At 39.9% G+C, this 19,716-nt stretch carries 15 protein-coding genes and 1 riboswitch; of the genes, 13 read left to right on the forward strand and 2 right to left on the reverse strand.

The window, feature by feature from the left end; genetic code table 11:
- The first annotated feature begins 1 nt into the window (after position 1).
- The 10 genes from D1155_RS03440 to D1155_RS03485 all read left to right on the forward strand — a co-directional run bounded on the left by D1155_RS03440 (position 2) and on the right by D1155_RS03485 (position 7,523).
- A complete protein-coding gene (locus D1155_RS03440; RefSeq protein ID WP_160201025.1) occupies positions 2 to 868 on the forward strand; it encodes an ABC transporter ATP-binding protein in 867 nt (288 codons plus the stop codon).
- 2 nt (positions 869 to 870) lie between these two features.
- Positions 871 to 2,871 (forward strand): hypothetical protein, encoded by a 2,001-nt coding sequence (locus tag D1155_RS03445; protein ID WP_160201026.1) that lies wholly within the window; start codon positions 871 to 873, stop codon positions 2,869 to 2,871.
- A gap of 349 nt (positions 2,872 to 3,220) precedes the next feature.
- On the forward strand, positions 3,221 to 3,433 hold the full coding sequence (locus D1155_RS03450; protein WP_160201027.1) for a PF20097 family protein: 213 nt from the start codon (positions 3,221 to 3,223) through the stop codon (positions 3,431 to 3,433).
- A gap of 310 nt (positions 3,434 to 3,743) precedes the next feature.
- Complete coding sequence (locus tag D1155_RS03455) at positions 3,744 to 4,196, forward strand: hypothetical protein (RefSeq protein WP_160201028.1); 453 nt, start codon at positions 3,744 to 3,746, stop codon at positions 4,194 to 4,196.
- A 139-nt stretch (positions 4,197 to 4,335) separates the two neighbouring features.
- Complete coding sequence (locus tag D1155_RS03460; RefSeq protein WP_160201029.1) at positions 4,336 to 4,503, forward strand: hypothetical protein; 168 nt, start codon at positions 4,336 to 4,338, stop codon at positions 4,501 to 4,503.
- 143 nt (positions 4,504 to 4,646) lie between these two features.
- Entirely contained in the window at positions 4,647 to 5,492 is an 846-nt protein-coding gene (locus D1155_RS03465) for a hypothetical protein (protein ID WP_160201030.1), read from the forward strand.
- Between the two features lie 92 nt (positions 5,493 to 5,584).
- Positions 5,585 to 5,752: a hypothetical protein gene (locus D1155_RS03470; protein WP_160201031.1), complete on the forward strand. Its 168-nt coding sequence runs from the start codon at positions 5,585 to 5,587 to the stop codon at positions 5,750 to 5,752.
- Positions 5,753 to 6,129: 377 nt separating this feature from the next.
- Positions 6,130 to 6,804: a hypothetical protein gene (locus D1155_RS03475; RefSeq protein ID WP_160201032.1), complete on the forward strand. Its 675-nt coding sequence runs from the start codon at positions 6,130 to 6,132 to the stop codon at positions 6,802 to 6,804.
- 91 nt (positions 6,805 to 6,895) lie between these two features.
- Entirely contained in the window at positions 6,896 to 7,198 is a 303-nt protein-coding gene (locus D1155_RS03480) for a nucleotidyltransferase domain-containing protein (RefSeq protein WP_160201033.1), read from the forward strand.
- The gene (locus D1155_RS03485) at positions 7,176 to 7,523 is read left to right on the forward strand and encodes a HepT-like ribonuclease domain-containing protein (protein ID WP_160201034.1); all 348 of its coding nucleotides are present in this window, start codon (positions 7,176 to 7,178) and stop codon (positions 7,521 to 7,523) included. The genes D1155_RS03480 and D1155_RS03485 overlap by 23 nt, the downstream gene beginning before the upstream one ends.
- 100 nt (positions 7,524 to 7,623) lie before the next feature.
- On the opposite strand, the gene D1155_RS03490 is transcribed toward D1155_RS03485, so the two are convergent.
- A complete protein-coding gene (locus tag D1155_RS03490) occupies positions 7,624 to 9,015 on the reverse strand; it encodes a HAMP domain-containing sensor histidine kinase (RefSeq protein ID WP_160201035.1) in 1,392 nt (463 codons plus the stop codon).
- Complete coding sequence (locus D1155_RS03495) at positions 9,016 to 9,693, reverse strand: response regulator transcription factor (RefSeq protein ID WP_160201036.1); 678 nt, start codon at positions 9,691 to 9,693, stop codon at positions 9,016 to 9,018.
- Between the two features lie 169 nt (positions 9,694 to 9,862).
- On the opposite strand from D1155_RS03495, the gene D1155_RS03500 reads away from it, so the two are divergent.
- The 3 genes from D1155_RS03500 to D1155_RS15930 all read left to right on the forward strand — a co-directional run bounded on the left by D1155_RS03500 (position 9,863) and on the right by D1155_RS15930 (position 19,689).
- The gene (locus D1155_RS03500) at positions 9,863 to 11,125 is read left to right on the forward strand and encodes an AAA family ATPase (RefSeq protein WP_243151006.1); all 1,263 of its coding nucleotides are present in this window, start codon (positions 9,863 to 9,865) and stop codon (positions 11,123 to 11,125) included.
- 199 nt (positions 11,126 to 11,324) lie between these two features.
- On the forward strand, positions 11,325 to 12,476 hold the full coding sequence (locus D1155_RS03505) for a PepSY domain-containing protein (protein ID WP_160201037.1): 1,152 nt from the start codon (positions 11,325 to 11,327) through the stop codon (positions 12,474 to 12,476).
- 301 nt (positions 12,477 to 12,777) lie between these two features.
- A riboswitch (cyclic di-GMP riboswitch) is annotated at positions 12,778 to 12,860 on the forward strand.
- A gap of 262 nt (positions 12,861 to 13,122) precedes the next feature.
- Positions 13,123 to 19,689 carry an InlB B-repeat-containing protein gene (locus D1155_RS15930; protein ID WP_160201038.1) on the forward strand — a complete coding sequence of 2,189 codons (6,567 nt, stop codon included), beginning with the start codon at positions 13,123 to 13,125 and terminating at the stop codon, positions 19,687 to 19,689.
- Positions 19,690 to 19,716: the final 27 nt, after the last annotated feature.

Consider the following 19,716-nt stretch of genomic DNA (forward strand, 5'->3'; position numbering starts at 1 on the left):
TATGCAACTTGAGATAAAGGATTTATATAAGTGCTATGGGAAGAAAGAGGCGTTGAAAAATGTTTCTTTTTCCATGACTCCAGGAATTTACGGTCTTTTAGGACCCAATGGAGCAGGTAAATCAACATTGATTGGTATATTGACAGGAAATTTAAAAGCCGATAGGGGAACCATATATTTCAATGGAGAAAATGTGAATGAAATAGATCAAGATTATAGAAGAAAGCTTGGTTATATGCCACAACAGCAAGCATTATATCCGGCATTTCGTGTGGGAGAGTTTTTGAGTTATATGGCAGCTTTAAAGGGTATGGAAAAAAAAGAAGCCAAACGACAGATACCGGAAATTTTGAAATTAGTTGATCTCTCGGAACATATGGGAAGTAGAATAAAAACTCTTTCTGGAGGTATGAAGCAGCGACTTTTAATTGCACAGGCAATTTTAAGCAATCCGGATATCCTCATCCTAGATGAGCCGACTGCAGGACTGGATCCGAAACAAAGAATTGGGGTACGTAATCTGATTTCTCGCATTGCTGTTAATAAAATCGTTCTTATCGCTACCCATGTAGTTTCAGATGTAGAATTTATCGCAAAAGAGTTGATTCTTATGGGGGAAGGTGAAATTCTTAAGAAAGATTGTAAGGAAAAAATTTTAAGCCAATTGTATGGTCTGGTGTATGAAACTGAGCTGACGGAAACACAGTATAAGGATTTACCGGCTACATGGTGTATTGCGGGTGTTTCACAGATGGATCAAAAGATTATTGCTAGAGTGGTTACAAAAAAGCCTGATTCGGTATGGAACTGTAGAGAAGTAAGACCATCGCTGGAAGATGTGTATCTCTATTATTTTGGAGGATTTTGAGAGTGGGGAATCTGATAAAATTTGAATGGAAAAAACTCTTCCAATGGAGATTTCTTTTTATTTTTCTACCACTGATTTTTATTTTAAATGGAATATTAGTTTTAGAACAGATTACAGGTGACTTTGAAAAAAAAGAAACTTTCCAGGAAGATAGTTGGACAGAAAATAGAAGTGAAAATAAAAATGAGTCTTATGAAGCATTTCTCTTAAGCATTGAATTGCAAGCAGAAGATATGCAGAATACTGCTATTTTTAATACAAGTTACTTCAATAGAAAAAACTTGGAAAAAACTAAAAACGCATATAGTCGGCTTCACGGAATTGAGTTGGAACCTGATTATCCGACAGGATTACGTTATGTGACGGATTATCGTATGACAGATTGTCTTCTTCTCTTTTCTGTTTTAGCACTGTTGATTCAGCTTATGCTACAGGAAAGAGCAGAAGGGCTATTGCATTTGCTTAAGCCTACTCTAAATGGAAAGGGCAGACTGATTTTTGCTAAGTATGTGACATTTGTTTTAGGAGCACTGATTCTTACTATTTTGTTTTACGGTACAAATTATTTTCTAGCTGCGGTAATAAATTCACTAGGGAATGGAGATGCGGCAATTCAATCTTTAGAGGGATATTTTGCAAGTCCTTTTGCAATCAATATCCGAACATATTTTTGGTTGTTCCTTTTGTGTAAATGGCTTGCTGTTACTGCAATTAACAGTATATTTTTCCTTTTTTGTATTTATTGCCGTAATCATGTTTATGCTATATTGTGCAGTATTTTAACCCTTAGTGTAGAACTGTTGCTTTGGCTAACCGTAGAAGACTATGCATGGCTCAGTCCTGTTAAGCATTTTAATTTAGCGGCCATTTTAGATACTTCACATTTTTTTAATGATTATACGAATTTTAACTTTTTAGGAATACCGGTTTCTGCTGTAATGGCGGGACTGGTTACAAGTATTTTGTCAATTATAATTTCTTTGACTTGGTCAATAAAACTGTTTATATCAGAAGCTTCTTCAGAAGCAAAAAAGAGTAGATGGTTGAAAAAATTTCAAATGAAAGCATGTGGAACTAGAGTTTCTGTAAATTTGTTTAGCATGGAATGTAAAAAAATGTTATTTATGCAGAAGGGGTTGTTTCTTCTCTTAGCGCTACTCGTTATACAGGCATTATTTTATTATGAAAATCATTTTTTCTCTGACCAAGAAGAAGCCTACTACCAAAGATATTCGCAGGTTCTAGCAGGAGAATTATCAAAGGAGAAAGCTGATTGGATAGAACGGGAGGAAGAATATTTCAGGAGTTTAGATGAAGAACTTGAAAAGCAATATCAGCGATATCAGCAAGGTCTAATTAGTGCTACTGTATTGGACTATTACATTAAGAAGTTGACACCCAGACAGGCGGAACAAATTGGGTTTGATAGAGCGAAAACTCAGTACCAATATGTGGAAGAACAGAGGAAAAATGGATTAAATGTGGCCTATCTGTATGATACCGGATGGAATAAATTGTTAGGTTCGGAAGGAAGGCGAGAAGAACTCCTCGACTTTGCAAAGCTTTTTTTGATAATGATTTTGGCATTGTCATCTCTTGGAACTATAGAAAAAACGTCTTCTGTAGAACTCTTGATTTTACCGTCTGCAAAGGGAATTAAAGGCAGCAATCGCATAAAAACCATTTTGTGTACAATGTATTCTCTTGTTGCTGCAGCAATTACTTTTGTATGGAGACCGATGCAGATTTTAAATTACTATGAAATGTCTGGAAGCCAGTACAGTGTGCAAAGTTTGCTTCTTTTCTCTCAAATAAAATGGCAGATGTCGTTGGGAGTTTATGTAACTTTCATCTATTTGTTAAAAGGTGTGATAGCTATTTTGGTCGGGCAGTTCCTGTTTTACTTATCTAGGAAATGCACACATGACAGTACCGTATTGTTTTTAAGCAGTCTGCTTCTTGTAGTGCCTGTTGTAGCAGTGTGGTTTTATTTAGGATTATGACGTTGACTTATTTAAAGAGAGAGATAATTGGAAGATTAAATCAGTAGAATCTGCATAGATTGAAAACACAGATGATAAAAACCAAGTTATATTGAGTTCTATGAACTTTTGAATTCGGGGCGCAAGAAAGCTGGAGTATGTGGTGCATGGCGACCTATATGATAAAGCTGATATAGAAGTTGAATTCAAAAAAGTAAGCGGAGGAGAAGCTAAAACAATTCATATTACACCGGGAGAGGAGCTTTTGCTAGAAAGCTTAGGATTCTTGGAATTGCAACAAGTGTTGGAGCTATAGAGAGAAAACTTCGTTTGAATGATGTAATATATTCCAGATAAGGAGGAATTTAAAATGCAATGTCCATTTTGTAAAAATACAATGACATCAGGAAAGCTTATGGGACTCCGCAGGCTTGCATGGAGTGAGCAGGGGAAAAGACGATGGGCATTGTACGAAAAAGAAGGGGAAGTAACCCTTGCCACGGGAATAGATGTTGCCAAAATAGAAGCATTTAGATGTAAACAGTGCAGAAAAGTCATCATTGATGTAGATTCTGAAAGATGACAAAGTTATTCTTAATAAAACAAGATAAAAAGGTAATAGAGGGCGGGCTAAGTTTGATCTACGCTCTCTATATTTATATAACATAGAAGCAAATGAACCTCTTGGTTATTTCAAGAGATTGGTTTTATTCTAAAGTTATATAAAATGACGGGTAAATATATAAAATATAACTTGACATTTCTATGATGTGTACGTATACTTATAGTGACAATTATCTGAATAATCTATATTTATTAGTTGGAAGTAATAAACTCAAAATAATTCCAGATTATTTTGTTTCGTCCACTTAAGGCAGGAAAGGAGAACCAAAATGAAGAAACTTATTAGTATATTCTTCGTATTGACAGTAATTTGGGGAATGAACATAGCTGCGTTCGGAGAGACGGATATGGAGAAAGTATCAGAAGAAAAGATAATTGCAGAGGTTGATCTTACATACTGTCAAACACTGCCGGAAAGTTTTAAGGTGCAAAGAGAAAATGGGGAAACTGTCCATATAAATATAAATCCTGACGTATTAAACGATGTCGATGGAAAAATGGTAAAAGAAATTATCGAAGGAAATCATCTTGAAGATGGTAGTGCAATCAATATTGATAATATCGGTTATGGGGGACAGCAAGAAGAAATGGAGCAGCTTTCTACAGACTCTGAAGCATGTTCTAATGCAGATAAAGTACAGCAGTCTCGCATCAGCCGCATTTTTTTCTTATGCTTGCGCAATTGCTTTCTGATGATATGGGGTAATAGTTTGTGGATATAATCCTGTGATGATATCTAACAGGTCAGGGATAATGGAAAATATTTATCGAAACTGAAATTGGTGGATTGAATAGGTCTTTAAATAACCGCTCAAAGATGAAATCTTGTTTATGGTTTTGATATGTGAAATCACGACTTTGATGGGACTGATAATCATATGGTTCAATTGTGGGGGTAAAATTGCCGATGAGGATAAGAGCAAAGTTTATGTCAGACAGTTCATCATAACCGTATTGCTGGTATTTTTGATTTATTATTTAAATGAATGGGGCATAATCGGGGATTTAGCCATGAGACTGGAAGGATAAACATGTTTGTGTCAGGTTATATAATTGAGGAAATAACTTGTAAAAGAGAAAAGAAACTGAATTGCCATGGGAAGTAAAGCAATTTAAAAAATGACAGATTCGCGGAGATAAAATCAATAAAAAGTATCAGAAAGGCAGATAGGATGAAGAAGAAAGTTAAATTGGCGTTATGCACACTATTGACAGTCAGTTTGTTTTTTACCTTTGGCTGTAAAAGCTCTTCCACAACCGATGAACAGGCTGCCAGTGAGGAACTGAACGTGGGCCATCGCCTGATAGAAGAAAAGTTTAAAACATCTCCGGATAATTTTGCGATAATGGCATATGAGATTAATCCGGCGGAGGAATTCCGTCTTATTGAGATGAAGGATGACATGTATATGATTCGCGGAGGCTTTCAATGCAGCTATGGCTGGTCGAAGGAAAAGTCAGTTTTAGAGATGGAAGTGGAGGCTGATTATACGCTGAAACAAAGCGCAGAAGGAGATTGGAGTATCGAAAGTATTACGCCGGTCAAAATTGAAAGCGATGCGGAAGAGAAAGGTAAAGGCTGGATTACTTCCATTGATGCAAGCAGCCTAGTTACTTTTATTTCCATAAAAGAAGCGGAAGACGAGAAGATGCAGATTCCAGATATTGCGCAGAACTTATTAGGGAAGTTGATGGTAGAATTCTCAAATTACGAAAGGGAAAAAGCAACGTTTCTTTTAGCAGCGGCATCCAGTTCAGCGTCAAATCTGGAACAAATTAAAGTGCCGGAAGGGCGAAGCGATGTCAAGGTTTGCTGGAAAATCGAAGAGGGTATTAGCGGGTCGTATTTAGGTTATATCGAAGGCTTGGGTTACATGTCTCCCATGCTGCAGACAGACTTTGGGAGCCAGGATATGACATTAAACCAGAAACCTCTTTATTTGGTAAAGAAGCAGGATGGATATTATTTGGAGACTTCCTTTGTATTTGAGAGGGGTATAAAAGGGGAAATTTATTAAGACATAAAACAATATATTACAAAGAAATATAGAGATATAGAGTTGACGAGGTATTACGGATAAAGGAGAAATAAAAATATGGAGGTGTTAGTATGAAATATGTAATTATTCCGGTTTCATTTTTATTAGGCTTTTTCGGAATGTGGATAGATGTGGCATTATTCAGAGGAGAAGCAAATTTCTTTGGAATTGTTTGCTTTTTATTACCTTCGGTTTTTTGTTTGGGAATGCTTTATGATGAAACTTTTAACAAAGATTAAGATGTTATATATCAATTAAGCATACAGATTATGTAAATTTAAAGTCAGGAGACTTATACGAAATATGTGATTATTCCTAGTTCTATTTTCCTAAGTTTTTTTGCGTTGTGGATAAGTGGAAGCATTACATTTGCTTTTATGTGTTTTTTGTTTCCATCAATTTTCTGCTTGGGAATGCTTTATGATAACGGGTTTAATTAAGGGTAAAAATATTTTGTATAAATTTTATGTAGTTCAATGTTGTTATCCATTACACATAAAAACTGTAAATAATTCCCAAATTTTGACCACTTATTTCTTTTCTGTTGCAATGGAATATGATTTCTCTTAAAATAAGTAATTAACTCATTATAGTATTTTAGCGAAAGGAGAGAGCCATGTTTTTTAGAGATTTGAGGAACACTTGCAGGGATTTTCTACTTGTTCTTTTGGGGATTACGCTGCTTATAACCTTGTTGGACGTATTTAACGTAGGGGCAGCAGCAGGTTCTCTTCTAGCGCTTATTTTTTCAGTGCGGTATTTGAATACGATGCTGAATAAATCTGTTTTTTGTGAAGACGGCAGCGTGCTGGAGCTGCATGTATCGCTGACGCAGCTGATTTGCAGTAAGACGGCGCTGTTGCTTTGCTATAACACGGTGTTCATATTGGTATTTTTCGTATGCCAGTATCTGAAAAAGGACTACCTGACCCTTAGCTTCAATTTACCGCTTTATGTGGATTTTGACGGCAATCTGCAGGTCGGGGGTTCTCTGTTTTGGGCAGTTCTTTCTAAAATAATTGGCGGGACTGTTATGTGTTTGAGCTTTTTTCCGTTGATGGCGATTTGCTGTAAGAAAATGAAGAACGCAGAAACTGCTTGCAGGGTAGCGTGGTCTATTTTCTGGCTGCTGAATATTTTTATTGAGCCGTTTCTCCTCACCCCGCTGCTGGAAATGGGCATTTGGTCTGTTTTTAAGTTCGTCGGTGCGGAAAGATTGACTAGTCTCCTGCTGGGTGCAGCGTATATTGCAATCGTTGCAGTTGTGCTAAAGAAGCAGAAAAAGTTATAATAACTGTGGCTTTGGAGTCCTCTGAAAAAAGTTTTCGGTAGTTGCATTAAGTGCTGAAAATATGCTATAGTAAATAAAAAGGAGTGATTTTATGTATACGGTAGAATTCATAAAAGAAAAAACTATACCTGTTGCCGAGTCTTACGGCATTAAGAGCATGAGTTTATTTGGCTCCTACGCAAGAGGGGAAGCGGACGATGATAGCGATGTAGATTTGCTTATAGATAAAGGGGATTTACAAGGATTAATCCAATATTTTTCATTTGTGCATGAGTTGGAAGACACCTTGAATTGTCATGTTGATGTAGTTACGACAGGTATTAAGGATAAGGATTTTTTAAATAGAATTATGGGAGAGGAGATTTTGCTATATGAAAAGAGATCCAATAGATGATGTCATAACTATTCGTAAAATGCTTAGTTATTGTAAGGATATTGAAGCATTAATGGATAAATATGAGAGAAATTTTGAGTTATATCAAACTGACATCTCATATCAATATTCTTGTAATATGTGCATTATCCAAATTGGAGAACTTGTTTCGCGTTTAAGTGAAGAGTTTTTGGAAAAGCATTCAGAAATCCCTTGGTATGCAATCAAGGCAATGCGTAATCTTCACGCACATGACTATGACAATATTAACTTTGAAATTGTTTGGGAAACATTAATAAAAGATATCCCTGAACTTGGAGACGCTTTACAAAAAATCATTATTTAAAAAGATTTGCACAAGAGCGATAGCGTTTGGAGTTTGTTAAAATCAGCAATTTGTTTGTAAAATAGCAAACATTTTGGCGAATCAACAAACTTTGCCGATCTTAGAGGACCCTCTCAGCAACAGAACTTCCGAGGGGCAGCACAACTGTAAACTTGCTGCCATAGCCGAACTTACTCTCCGCACTGACACTACCGCCGTGGGTTTCAGCAATCCATTTTACCATAGAAAGACCCAGTCCAAAACTGCCGTCGTCTGCAGTTCTGGCTTTATCGACTTTATAAAACCTGTTGAAAATATTCGGCAGGTCTTCTTTTTTGATTCCGATTCCATTGTCTTCCACTGTAATTACGATGTTGTCGCTGCGGCGCAAGGTCAGCTTTACATAGGAATCCACTTGTTCTCTGCGATATTTGATGCTGTTGGTAATCAGGTTCATAATCATGCGCATGAGTAGCGTCTCATCGGCATAAATAGAAATTTCCGGAGCAATGTCACACTGCAGGGTAGTTTCTTTTTCTTCTGCCATCAGAGAAAGCTCGCTGACAATGCTTTCGCAAAGAATAGACAGGTCAAAGGTTTCCTGTTCGATAGCGTCTGCGCGATTAATCGTGCGGGAAATCTGCAAAAGCTGCTGAATCAGCGACATGGTGCGCTTACACTGCTTCTGAATCGTTTCGAGGGATTCTTGGTATTCCGCTGCACTGCGATTTTGCTGCAAGGTGTATTCACACTCCGTCAAAATAACGGAAATCGGTGTTTTCAGTTCATGAGAAACGTCGGAAGAAAATTCTTTCTCAGCCAGAAAGGCGTTTTCCAGCCGCTCCATCATGTCGTTTAAAGTCTGTGATAAATCGTAAAGCTCGTCTTTTACCTCGCCCTGCGGAAGCCGTTTGGACAGATCCTGTCCAGTGCCGATGGTGTTTGCGGCGGCGGTAATTTTCGCAACAGGAACAAAGGCGCGATTGGTAATTCTGCGCCCTGCTAAAATAGCTGCAAGAAGCAGCAGCGGAAGTGCAACCAAAGTGACATAAATAATTGTACGCAAAGTTTGCAGGGTGCCGTCCATGGCATAAATGCCTCTGACCCAAATGCCCTGTCCATTTTCGAAAGTATTATATAAATCATAAATCAGCCAGATATCCTCGCCGGAATCAAATTCCTGATAATCACCGTTTTGCAGTGGCATATAGGAAGGAAAATCCCGCGGCGTGGAACCCTTTATTAGAGTGCCGCCTTCACTGTAAATGAGCAGAGTAACGCCTTTGGTGTAAGCGTCAAAATCGTTGTCGACCTGAATAATATTGTCTTTGCATTCGATGTCATCAAAGGAGTTTTGTACAGCGCCCATAAGGGTGTCCTTGGAAACCAGTGTCACCTGCCTGCTGGCGGTGAGAAGAAATACACCTGTCAGGAGCAACGTAATGAGAATCAGGACGAGAGAGTAGTACAGCGTAACCCGTTTTTTGATGGAACTGTTTTTCATCCTTATCATTTATGTTTCGTCCTTTATTACATAGCCAAGACCGCGAACGGTCTGAATCAACTTCACCTCAAAGTCAGCGTCAATCTTGTTTCGCAAAGTGCGAATGTACACATCGATGATGTTGCTGCTGCCCTCGTAGTCGTAGTTCCAGATGTGGTTCATCATTTTGTCTCTGGAAAGGACAATGCCTTTGTTGTGCATGAGATATTCTAAAATGGCGTATTCTTTTGCAGTGAGGGGAATTTCTTTTCCTTCACGCAGCGCAACCTTTCTGTCTGTATCCAGGGTCAGAGGACCTGCGGAAATCTGACTGTCTACCCTTTCGATTCCGCTTCTGCGTATCATGACACGAATTCTTGCGGAAAGCTCTTCCAGCGAAAAAGGTTTAGTCAGGTAATCGTCTGCGCCACTGTCAAGACCTTTTACTTTATCTTCAATGGTATTTTTTGCAGTGAGCAAAAGCACTGGCGTTTTTACCTTTTGGCTTCGCATGGTTTTTAGTACTGAAATGCCATCAAGTCCGGGCAGCATGATGTCCAAAATGACTGCGTCGTATTCGGTTCCTGCCATATAGTCGAAAGCATCTTTTCCGTCATGGCAAAAATCCACCGCATAACCCTCTGCCTTCAGGTGTTTGGCGACCGTCTGGCAAAGTCTTTTCTCATCTTCTACAATAAGTAATTTCATAATAGTTTTCTCCAAATCAGTTACACTAGAATTACACTTTTATTATATTTTATCTGTGAAAAAATACAAGTTTTTTTCAAGAATCCAAAAAAGAACCAAAAAATCTTGAATTCGTGATAAAATTGCAGGTGTAAAAATCTTGAATTCGTGAAATAAAGGAGATGAGGACATGAAAAGGAAGCTATATAACAAGATTTTAGAGTGGAAAGAAACTGATAAAGGACAGACTGCTTTGCTAATTGATGGCGCACGCCGCGTTGGCAAAAGTTATATTGCAGAGGCATTTGCTAAGGCAGAATACAAAAGCTATATTTTGATTGACTTTAACCACGTCAGCAAAGAGATTAAAGATTTATTTGATAATTATCTGGAAGATTTGGACTCCTTTTTCATGTATCTTTCTGCTTATTATAATGTAAAATTGTACGAAAGGGAAACACTGATTATTTTTGATGAAGTGCAGCTTTTTCCGAAGGCACGTGCTGCAATTAAATATCTTGTCGCAGGCAGTCGTTATGATTATATTGAAACAGGCTCCTTGATGACAATTAAGAAAAATGTGCAGGATATTTTAATACCTTCTGAAGAACGCCATATGAAAATGTTTCCTTTTGATTTTGAAGAATTTTTATGGGCGTTGGGGAATGAAACGATAATGGATTATATAAGAAATCGTTTTAATGAGAAGAAACCTGTGGGTCAGGCATTTCATCGGAAGGCAATGGATTACTTCAGGCAGTATCTTATTGTTGGTGGAATGCCTCAGGCGGTAGCAGCTTATGTGGAAGGACGCGATTTCGACAGAGTTGATCGAATAAAGCGCGATATATTGGAGCTATATCGTGCCGACATTATGAGGCATGCGACGGGCTATGAAATGAAAGTTGCACAAATTTTTGACGATATTCCTGCACAGCTGCAAAAACATGATAAGAAATTTAAATTACCCTCCTTAAAAAAAGAAGCTCGCTATCGGGAGTATGAGGATGCTTTGTTCTGGCTAAATGACGCAATGATTGTAAACATATGCTATAATTCCACGGAACCCAATATTGGTCTGCGTCTGAATATGGATCGCCTGCGTCTGAAATGTTATATGGCAGATACAGGGCTTCTAATCAGCCATGCTTTTGATGAAAACGGCATAGTAAGTGAGGAAATTTATAAGAAACTTTTATTTGATAAACTGGAAGTAAACAAAGGCATGATTGTAGAAAACATCGTAGCGCAGATGCTTGCGGCAAGCGGGCATAAGCTTTATTTTTACACAAATTCTTCCAGAGAAGATGCGGCATCTCGTATGAAAATTGATTTTCTGATTGCAAAAAGCAAAATTAGCACAAGACATAATATTTCACCAATAGAGGTGAAATCAGGTAAAAATTATACTTTGGTTTCTTTACAGAAATTCAAGAATAAATATAAAGAATAGCTGCATGTGGCTTATGTATTACATGGAGGAGATTTAAAGGAAGAAAATGGGATTTTATTCTTACCGCTGTATATGACACCGCTTTTATAAATTTTTCCCAAACTCGAAAAAATTTCATTTTCCTTTCATTTTTCGGGTGTATTCTATCCACATAATCGGGAGAATAAACCTAAGGGAAAAATTCTTATGGAGGTATAGTATGGATAAATTTGTGAACAAAAAAACCGGCATTGCAGCAGCAATTGTTGCTGTAGTCGTGATTGTCGCTATCGTTGTATCGACATCTTTTACACAGGCGCTGACCTTAGATGAAGCGAAGGAAATTGCCAAAGGCTACGTGCCGGAAACAGCAACTTTTGTGACCAGCGAGGAGGAACAGAACAAATACGAGGTTATGTTCCGCGATGACAGCAACAGCGAAAGCTTTGAGGTAGAAGTCAGCAAGAACACGAAAAAAGTGAAAAAGGTGGAAAGTCAGCTGGATGACGACATGGGCAGCGAGAAGGTAGAGCTGAAGGAAGCCGATGTGGAAAAGATTATTAAAGAAAAATTTGCCGGCGTTACCAGCGTCAGTGTAACCTTAAAGAAAGACAATGGACTGTATGAATATCAGGCGGATTTTAAGTCTAATGACTTTTATGGTGATGCTGAAGTGCATCCGGTGACGGGCGTTATTTTGGAAAGTACTGTAAAATACGGCACAGCAGTGACCATTCCTACTGATGACAAAGACGATAGTCAGAGCGGAGAGTTCCTTTCCTACGGCGAAGTTGAAAAGGCTGTGTTGCAAGCTGCTGGCGGTGGTTTTATCAAGGATATTGACCTAGACAAAAAGAACGGAACCTATTATTACGAGGTTGAGCTGGTAAAGGACGGTATCGAATACGACTATATCGTGGACGCTAAGACCGGAAAAGTTACCTTAGAGAATGAGCATGACGCTTACCTTAACTACGATGACAAAGATGATTGGAGTGATGATACGAATAACGGAAGCACCAATAACGGAAATGGTGGAAACAATAATCAAAACTCCAGCAATGGAAATTCTCAGGGAAGCAGTACTTCCGGCGGAAATGAAAGTGGAAAAATTTCTTTCGAAAAAGCGAAAGCTATCGTTCTTGCAAAGATTCCGGGTGCAACCATCACAGAACTGAAGCTGGAAAGGGACGATGGAATCTATATCTATGAAGGCGAAGCAGTTTTGGGCAATTATGAGTATGAATTTGAAATTAACGCTTCCTCAGGGGTGATTATTGACTGGGATAAGGAACGCATTGATGATGATGACGATTGGGATGATGATTGGGATGACGATGATGACTGGGACGATGACGACTGGGATGACTAAAACAGAATAATATTATGAATAATGCAGTTTGTCAAGATTTTGTTAAAGAAATGGGTACTCCTTAGCAGCCTTAGCAGCGATAATGAGATTCAAGAAAGCTGTAGTAAAATGAATATTAGGAAAACACCGTGTTTCATGATGTTGTCGTGAGACACGGTACTATTTTTTATATAGAAACCCTGTATCGTTTCGCATGGGGGTAGATGTTGTACTAATTTAAAGAAAATCGGAGGGTCATGTTAACAATTTTTTGAAAGTTTAGGTATTGACGAATACGTATGGCAGGAGTATAATAATAACGAAAATTAAAAGGCAAACCCACTGTGAGGTGGTGGCGCAAAGCTATAGGGTCTTGCATCAACTGCAAGACAGCCAGTTGCACTTGAATTCAGTTTAAGCTGTTTTAAATTTGGATCAGCGATCAACTAGGGCTTTGTATATTTACAAAGTCTTTTTGCATGGGATGGTTTTACGAAACTGAAACAGTGCTGGCATTGGAAAGTTGTATGCCCTATTATTAAATATATATGCGGACATAGAAGTTTTATAGCATCTAGGCAGGGAGGGATGCGATTTGCTTGTATTTTTGCTAAAACAAATAAAAATTTCTACACTTATTAAAGATATTTAGGGAAAGGAGAACTAAATGAAAACAAATAATGTAGTAAAGAAAAGTATAAGTTTACTGCTCTGCGCTGCAGTTGTGTTGGCGTATTCGATTGGCTTTATTAATCCTCTGATTGCAGATGCGGCAGTAAATGTAGGATCCAATCCGACACCAAAGATTGATATTGCAGTCAATGTACCTGCAGATTATCCGGGAACCTTCCTGGATTATAAGCAGGAACTGACACAGAAGCTTAAGGATCAGGGTCTGGATCCATCTCTGTTTCGTATCACAAGTACTGCTGTATCCATTGATACATCAAGTATGAACGGCTGGCAGGTATACGACCATTATCATAGCCAGGCGGGGTATAATAGCCTTGTTCCTGCTGACCAGAGAGCAATGCAACCATATCGCAATGCGAATCCTTCATCCATGGGCGGACCTGCAGATGCCAATATTCTGAGCTACATAAATAAGACTACCAATAAGTTTACAAATAGTGCTTGTATACAGTTTAACAGACATATTGGTATTTACCAGAGCGAAAGCGGAGCGTCCAACATGGCTTTTGCGGGATATGGAAACCCTGCATATTCAGACTATATGATTTATCCTGCACCAAGCTCAAACACTCGTACCTTCAGCTTTAATATCGATGCAAGTGTTATTAATCCACATACACTAACTGGATTTGGTTTCTGGATGAACGCTGGAATTAAAGATGGAAAGGTGAGCGGATATCTTCTTTATTTTAATGCAGGTTCGGCAGCAGGCGGAACAGGAAACATTACAATCAAGAAAGTAAGTGGTGTTCCTGCTGACTCTTTAACAACTGCATTTACTGGATGTGCAGATGTTGCAGGCAGTGCAAAAACATTCAGTTTAGGCAGCCAGAAAAAAGTGCGTTTGACTGTTGAATTAAAGAGAGATACCGTTACAATCCAGCAGCAGGCTTACGATGCTTCAGGTAAGCTTTCGGAGGTACAGGATGTACTTCGTAATTTCTCAATTTCACAGTTTTCTTCTGAAACATTAAACGGTCTGGGACCTTGGGTTGGATATTCATCCCATGGTTGCAGCGGCTTTTCAGCAATTGTTTATACAGACCTGGAAATGAGTTATGAAGCATCTGCCTTTGATGCGCTGAAGTATGTGCAGTACTATCAGGGCGCGGATTACAAGTACTTCGTAAACCTTGCGGGAGCAAGCAACAATCCGGGAATCCCTGCGGATGGTTCAAAGGATTACCTCGATGGTATTAACAGAATGAACAACAGTGAGATTTTCTATGTATCCAATGCACAGGATGGAAGAGTAGTTACAGATTCAACCTATGAGAAGAATGCGGACGGAAGTTTGAAACTGGATGAGATTGGCAATCCAATTCTGGCAACGGATAAAGATGGAAACATCATACACCAGGGTCTTGGTTCATCAAATGGATGCATTGCAACCTCTGATGATTATGTAAGTCAGATGGCTGAGTTCATTGCAAAGAATTACTTCGAGGAGAATCACTTTAAACAGGCGGAGATCTCAAGTGAGATTCCTCTGGCAAGCTTCTATGTAAAGAATGTCGAAGACGGTCAGCAGCTGATGACGATTCACCTGAGACACCTTCAGTTGACGAATGGAACCGTAGATGTAAATATCTTTGACAAGTCCAAGATAGGAACAGCATCAGGCGCTGATGGAAAGCTCACAGGATACAAATATGCGGTATATGACCCTAATGGGGCCAAGGTTGTCGATAGTGGATGGGTAGATGGAGCTGACAAGATTCCAAATTATACATTCACAAAGAACAGCACGTCTGGAACCTATGTATTTGAACTTACTGTACGTGACCAGAACGGAAACGAATCAAAGACCTTCCAGACTTATCTGACAGCATATCTGGATGATAAAGAACCATTTATCGAAGGGAAAAACGAAAAGAAAAACAAGGCGACAATTTCCCTCACAGATACCGGCGAAGGTATTGACGATGATGGTATCACCTTTATTCAGGATGGAAGAGGTTCAGGGGTAGCAGCATATTGGGTTACAAACGATATCAATGATATCCCGACAGAAGATGACTGGAATGTCCTTGATACAGCTGTACATTCATATGAATTTGATTTAGATATCAAATCAACGGATCCTCTTGTAATATGGGTAAAAGATGAATGCGGAAATATTGGTAACAAAGCAGTATTCCAGCCTACCCATGTTCGTGTTGAGGATAAAGACGGTAATCCAATTGATGACTACTATGTAATAGATGATAAGCCAATCATCGTATTGCCTGAAGAAAATGTCGTTCCACCAAGCGATGATGAAGATGAGTATCACAGCGGATGGACGACTCCGGAAGGCAAACCGATTACTCCGGGAACAACGCCGGAGCCTGATGATAACCATGAGATTGTTATTCGTCCTGGTTATTCAAAGGATCAGGCAGCCATGGTATATCTTGCAAACGGTGGAACCATTGATGGCAAAGATCGTTCGCAATATCTTGTTACTGGCGGATCATCAATCCTGAAGAAGATTGGAGATCATGACGTTACGCCTGAAAGAGAGGGATATACCTTCACAGGATGGAAGCTTTTGAAGACTCATAATGAAGCTGACGCCGCGAATCCAAATAATTTAGAAACGATAGCCGAACAGATAGCAGTAGCTTCCAATAATGGCGGCAGCGACTTGATTGAGAGTGATTACTACTATCTGGTAGCGCAGTGGGAAGTATCCAAGTACACATTGAAGCTGGATGCTAACGGCGGATCACCTGGAAATGTTCGTTCCATCGAAAATGTTCCTTACGGCAAGAATATTACTGCAGCGGACATAAGCGATGACAGTGGTATGCAGGCAATTCCTGTAACAGGTCGTGGACTTCCAACAAAGGCTGGATATATATTCCAGGGGTGGTCCGAGAGCAGTGATAATAATGTATCGAAGATATTCAAATATGCTACAGGCATAAGCGGAACGGCAGCTGCGGCGCCTACAATGCCTGCATCGAACAAAACCATCTATGCTGTGTGGAAGGAAGATACTAGTAAGTTCATTGTAGAGTTCAACAGCAATGGCGGAAGCAAGATTTCAGATCAGGCATATCTGACTGCAAGTGCTAGTAAATATGATACATTCTCGGAGCCTAGCAGACCAGGCTATACATTTGATGGATGGTATTACAGCGAGGACCTGGATGATAAGGTTGTTGTAAACGATGACGGTATAAAAGTTTTCAAGGATGACGTAACAAAGCCAACTGCGTATGCCGGTGGAGAAACCATCAAGATAAAAGAAAAGCATTCATTTGTCGCTATGTGGACCCCAAGGAATGATACCAAGTATACGGTAGACTACTATGTCAACTCCGGCAAAAAGAATGCCGATGGTGAATTCATTTATACAAAGGGGCAGACAAAGACTTATACCGGAACGACTGAAACAACGGTAACTGTATCAGAGGAAGATAAGCTTTCTGAGATTACAGTAAACGGAAGAAGATACTGGTATGACGCTGAAAATGAACAGAATAAGTTCACAGGCAAGATTTCCGGTTCACCGACTCTTTCATTGAAACTTTGCTATAATGCTTATTACAGTATGAGAGTGACCAGCAATGATAACACCATGGGTACGGTTACTTCCGCAATTGATCAGAAAGAAGGCACAACGCCGACTGTTTCCTGGCAGGCAAAATCAGGTTACCACGTGGCAAGAGTTGTCGTAGACGGAAAAATCCGTGATGATTTACTCTTTGCAGGAAAATATACGCTGGAAGAGGGTATTTATGCCGATCATGATATTCAGGTAGTATTTGAAAAGGGTGCCGGTGGATCCCAGAAGGGAATTTATCAGATTTCCACAGGCATTAAAGGCTGCCCGGACGGCACCTGTGAAATCAGCCCGACCATGAACGTACAGCAGGGTGGAGAAGTGCAGCTCGACTGGAAGATTGGTAAGAACTATAAGCTGGACAAAGTTGAGTTGGACGGCACAGTGCTTACAGATCTGACTTCAACCTCTCTGGTATTGAAGGGCGTACAGGCAGACCATGAACTGATTGTTTACGTTTCCAAGAAGGACGGAATACCTGAACTGCCGACCATCGGTGGCATGCAGACAGAAGGGCAGTGTACTGTAACCGTAAATAAATACGGCGGAACCACTTCCTGGGTCAGCGCAAGTTCGACCCAGTGCAAGAAGGGCGAAAGCTATGAACTGCAGTGGTATGTTGGTACAGAAGATGAACTTCACGAAATCCACGTTGACGGAAAGACCATTTCCACAGCAGGAAAGACCGGATCCGGCACAAAGGAGGATCCATATAAACTGAATGTAAGGGTAAGCGGCAATGTTGTTATTGACGTATACTTTAAGGATAAGGGCGCAGAAAAACCGCCTGCATTCAGAGAGAAGCCGGACGAATACATCAAGGTTACAACCCAGATTGTAGGAGGACCTGGAACGATTACCGGCGGCGCTATCCTGAAAAAAGACAGCGACTATCAGGTTGAATGGAGCGCAGGCAACGGTGAAACCAATCCAGATTCTGACAATTATTCTTACTACGAAGTAGTGGGCGTAGAAGTCAATGGCAAGGAAGTGTCAAAAGACACTGCAGGTCAAGAATTCAAAAATCTGTCAGAAGACGCGAAGATTGTAGTAAAGGTAGCACCAGTTCTGCACGATATCGGCCTTTACAAATATGGCGGAGGAACCATTTCCTTCTCCAGAACAGTATTCCATAAGCAGAACTACAAAGGAATTAACGCGGTGCCTGATGCAGGTTACAGCATTACGAAGATTGTAGTAGATGGCGTAACCATTTTGGATACACAGCTGAAGAAAGAGGAACCGGAGGCACAGAACCTGCAGCCTGTTGAATCTCAAACTGATGAAAGTAAAGAAACAGCGGAAAATGAAGAAAACGACGACGTACAGATGATGTCCCTAGCAGAGACGGAAGATGGTGGAGTCCAGGCAGATGAACCTGCGCCGCAGGAAGAGCCTGAACAGACTGAACCAGTTGAAAAGTACGAAGTCAAAGTAGATTCTAAGGCAATCAGTGATGTAAATGCGAAAACAGATTTGAATCTCAGCGAAAGTCAGGTAACGAGAAACAGCTTTGACATGAGTGTAGAGGGCGCGATAAGTGACCACGTGATACAGGTATACTTTACAAAGGATCCTGAAAACGGAGAAGAAGGTGATGTAACACCTGCACCGAAAGATAACGAAGTTTATCTGATTTCGGCAAAGACTGTCGGGTACGCAGGTGATACGAGGTTCTTTAAGGGAACAGGTATCTTTGAAAAGGGTACAAACAGCATACTGACCTGGACAAATCCGTCAGGCTATACTCTGACAGATGTTGAGGTAAATAATACAGCTGCGCCGCTTGATACCACGATGCGTTTTGATAACATCAACAGCGATCAGGACGTTTTAGTAACCTTCAAGAAGGGTGATACCAATAAACCACCTATGCAGGGTGATTACAAAACAGGAGAATTTTACATTACAACGAAACTGGTCGGCGGACCGGGAACCATTACACCTTCTACGACAGCAATGGAAAATGATACCAAGAAGATTGAGTGGAGTGTAACCTCAGTTGAGGATCAGGAATATGTTGTAAAATCTGTAACTGTAAACGGTGAACAGCGAAAAGATCTTGTGAACCTGAGCGAACTGACTTTACTTGTAGATCAGGACTATGAAATTATCGTTACGATTAAGAAAAAAGGCTCTAACTTCATTCCGCCGATTGTAGATATTGATACCGATGGAGACGGAAAGCCGGATATCAATATCGATACTGATGGCGACGGCGAACCGGATATCAATATTGATACCGATGGCGACGAAAAGCCAGATGTAGATATCGATACCGATGGCGACGGCAAACCGGATATTAATAAGGATACTGATGGCGATGGAAAACCAGATGTAGATATTGATACCGATGGCGACGGCAAACCGGATATCAATAAGGATACTGATGGCGATGGAAAACCAGATGTAGATATAGATACAGACGGCGACGGAAAGCCAGATATCAATAAGGATACTGATGGAGACGGCAAACCGGATGTAGACATTGATACAGACGGCGATGGAAAACCAGATATCAATAAGGATACTGATGGGGACGGTAAACCGGATGTAGACATTGATACAGACGGCGATGATAAACCGGATGTCAATATCGACACCGATGGAGACGGCAAACCGGATGTCAATGTCGACACCGATGGAGACGGCGTACCAGACATCAATATCGATACAGACGGCGATGGCATTCCAGATGTTAATATTGATACCGATGGGGACGGTAAACCGGACAAAAATGTCGATAAAGACTACAACAAAAAGCCAAATGGAAACAAAAAGCCAAGCGGCAATACGGATAAGAATGATAAGAAGTCAAATGCAGACAAAAAGCCAAATAGCAATGACGAACAGCCTTGGTGGATTCCTAAGACTGGCGACCAGAACAGCTTAGTTCTTTGGATTTCCTTAATGGGTGCAGCGTTGCTTGCAGTTTGTGGACTGGTATGGACGCGAATCAGAAGAAAATCTTTAAAAGAAGATAAATAACTATTTTCAGAAATTAAGAGGGGCATC

Source organism: Anaerotruncus sp. 80 (assembly GCF_009936115.1).
Lineage (GTDB): Bacteria > Bacillota > Clostridia > Peptostreptococcales > Anaerovoracaceae > Senimuribacter > Senimuribacter intestinalis.

Excerpts from the sequence above, each read along its gene's own strand:
- D1155_RS03455 (WP_160201028.1), top strand. The coding sequence starts at position 3,744 with ATGAAGAAACTTATTAGTATATTCTTCGTATTGACAGTAATTTGGGGA.
- D1155_RS03495 (WP_160201036.1), bottom strand. The coding sequence starts at position 9,693 with ATGAAATTACTTATTGTAGAAGATGAGAAAAGACTTTGCCAGACGGTC.
- D1155_RS03460 (WP_160201029.1), top strand. The coding sequence starts at position 4,336 with ATGGGACTGATAATCATATGGTTCAATTGTGGGGGTAAAATTGCCGAT.
- D1155_RS03465 (WP_160201030.1), top strand. The coding sequence starts at position 4,647 with ATGAAGAAGAAAGTTAAATTGGCGTTATGCACACTATTGACAGTCAGT.
- D1155_RS03480 (WP_160201033.1), top strand. The coding sequence starts at position 6,896 with ATGTATACGGTAGAATTCATAAAAGAAAAAACTATACCTGTTGCCGAG.
- D1155_RS03505 (WP_160201037.1), top strand. The coding sequence starts at position 11,325 with ATGGATAAATTTGTGAACAAAAAAACCGGCATTGCAGCAGCAATTGTT.
- D1155_RS03450 (WP_160201027.1), top strand. The coding sequence starts at position 3,221 with ATGCAATGTCCATTTTGTAAAAATACAATGACATCAGGAAAGCTTATG.
- D1155_RS03475 (WP_160201032.1), top strand. The coding sequence starts at position 6,130 with ATGTTTTTTAGAGATTTGAGGAACACTTGCAGGGATTTTCTACTTGTT.
- D1155_RS15930 (WP_160201038.1), top strand. The coding sequence starts at position 13,123 with ATGAAAACAAATAATGTAGTAAAGAAAAGTATAAGTTTACTGCTCTGC.
- D1155_RS03485 (WP_160201034.1), top strand. The coding sequence starts at position 7,176 with ATGAAAAGAGATCCAATAGATGATGTCATAACTATTCGTAAAATGCTT.
- D1155_RS03470 (WP_160201031.1), top strand. The coding sequence starts at position 5,585 with ATGAAATATGTAATTATTCCGGTTTCATTTTTATTAGGCTTTTTCGGA.
- D1155_RS03490 (WP_160201035.1), bottom strand. The coding sequence starts at position 9,015 with ATGATAAGGATGAAAAACAGTTCCATCAAAAAACGGGTTACGCTGTAC.
- D1155_RS03440 (WP_160201025.1), top strand. The coding sequence starts at position 2 with ATGCAACTTGAGATAAAGGATTTATATAAGTGCTATGGGAAGAAAGAG.
- D1155_RS03500 (WP_243151006.1), top strand. The coding sequence starts at position 9,863 with ATGAAAAGGAAGCTATATAACAAGATTTTAGAGTGGAAAGAAACTGAT.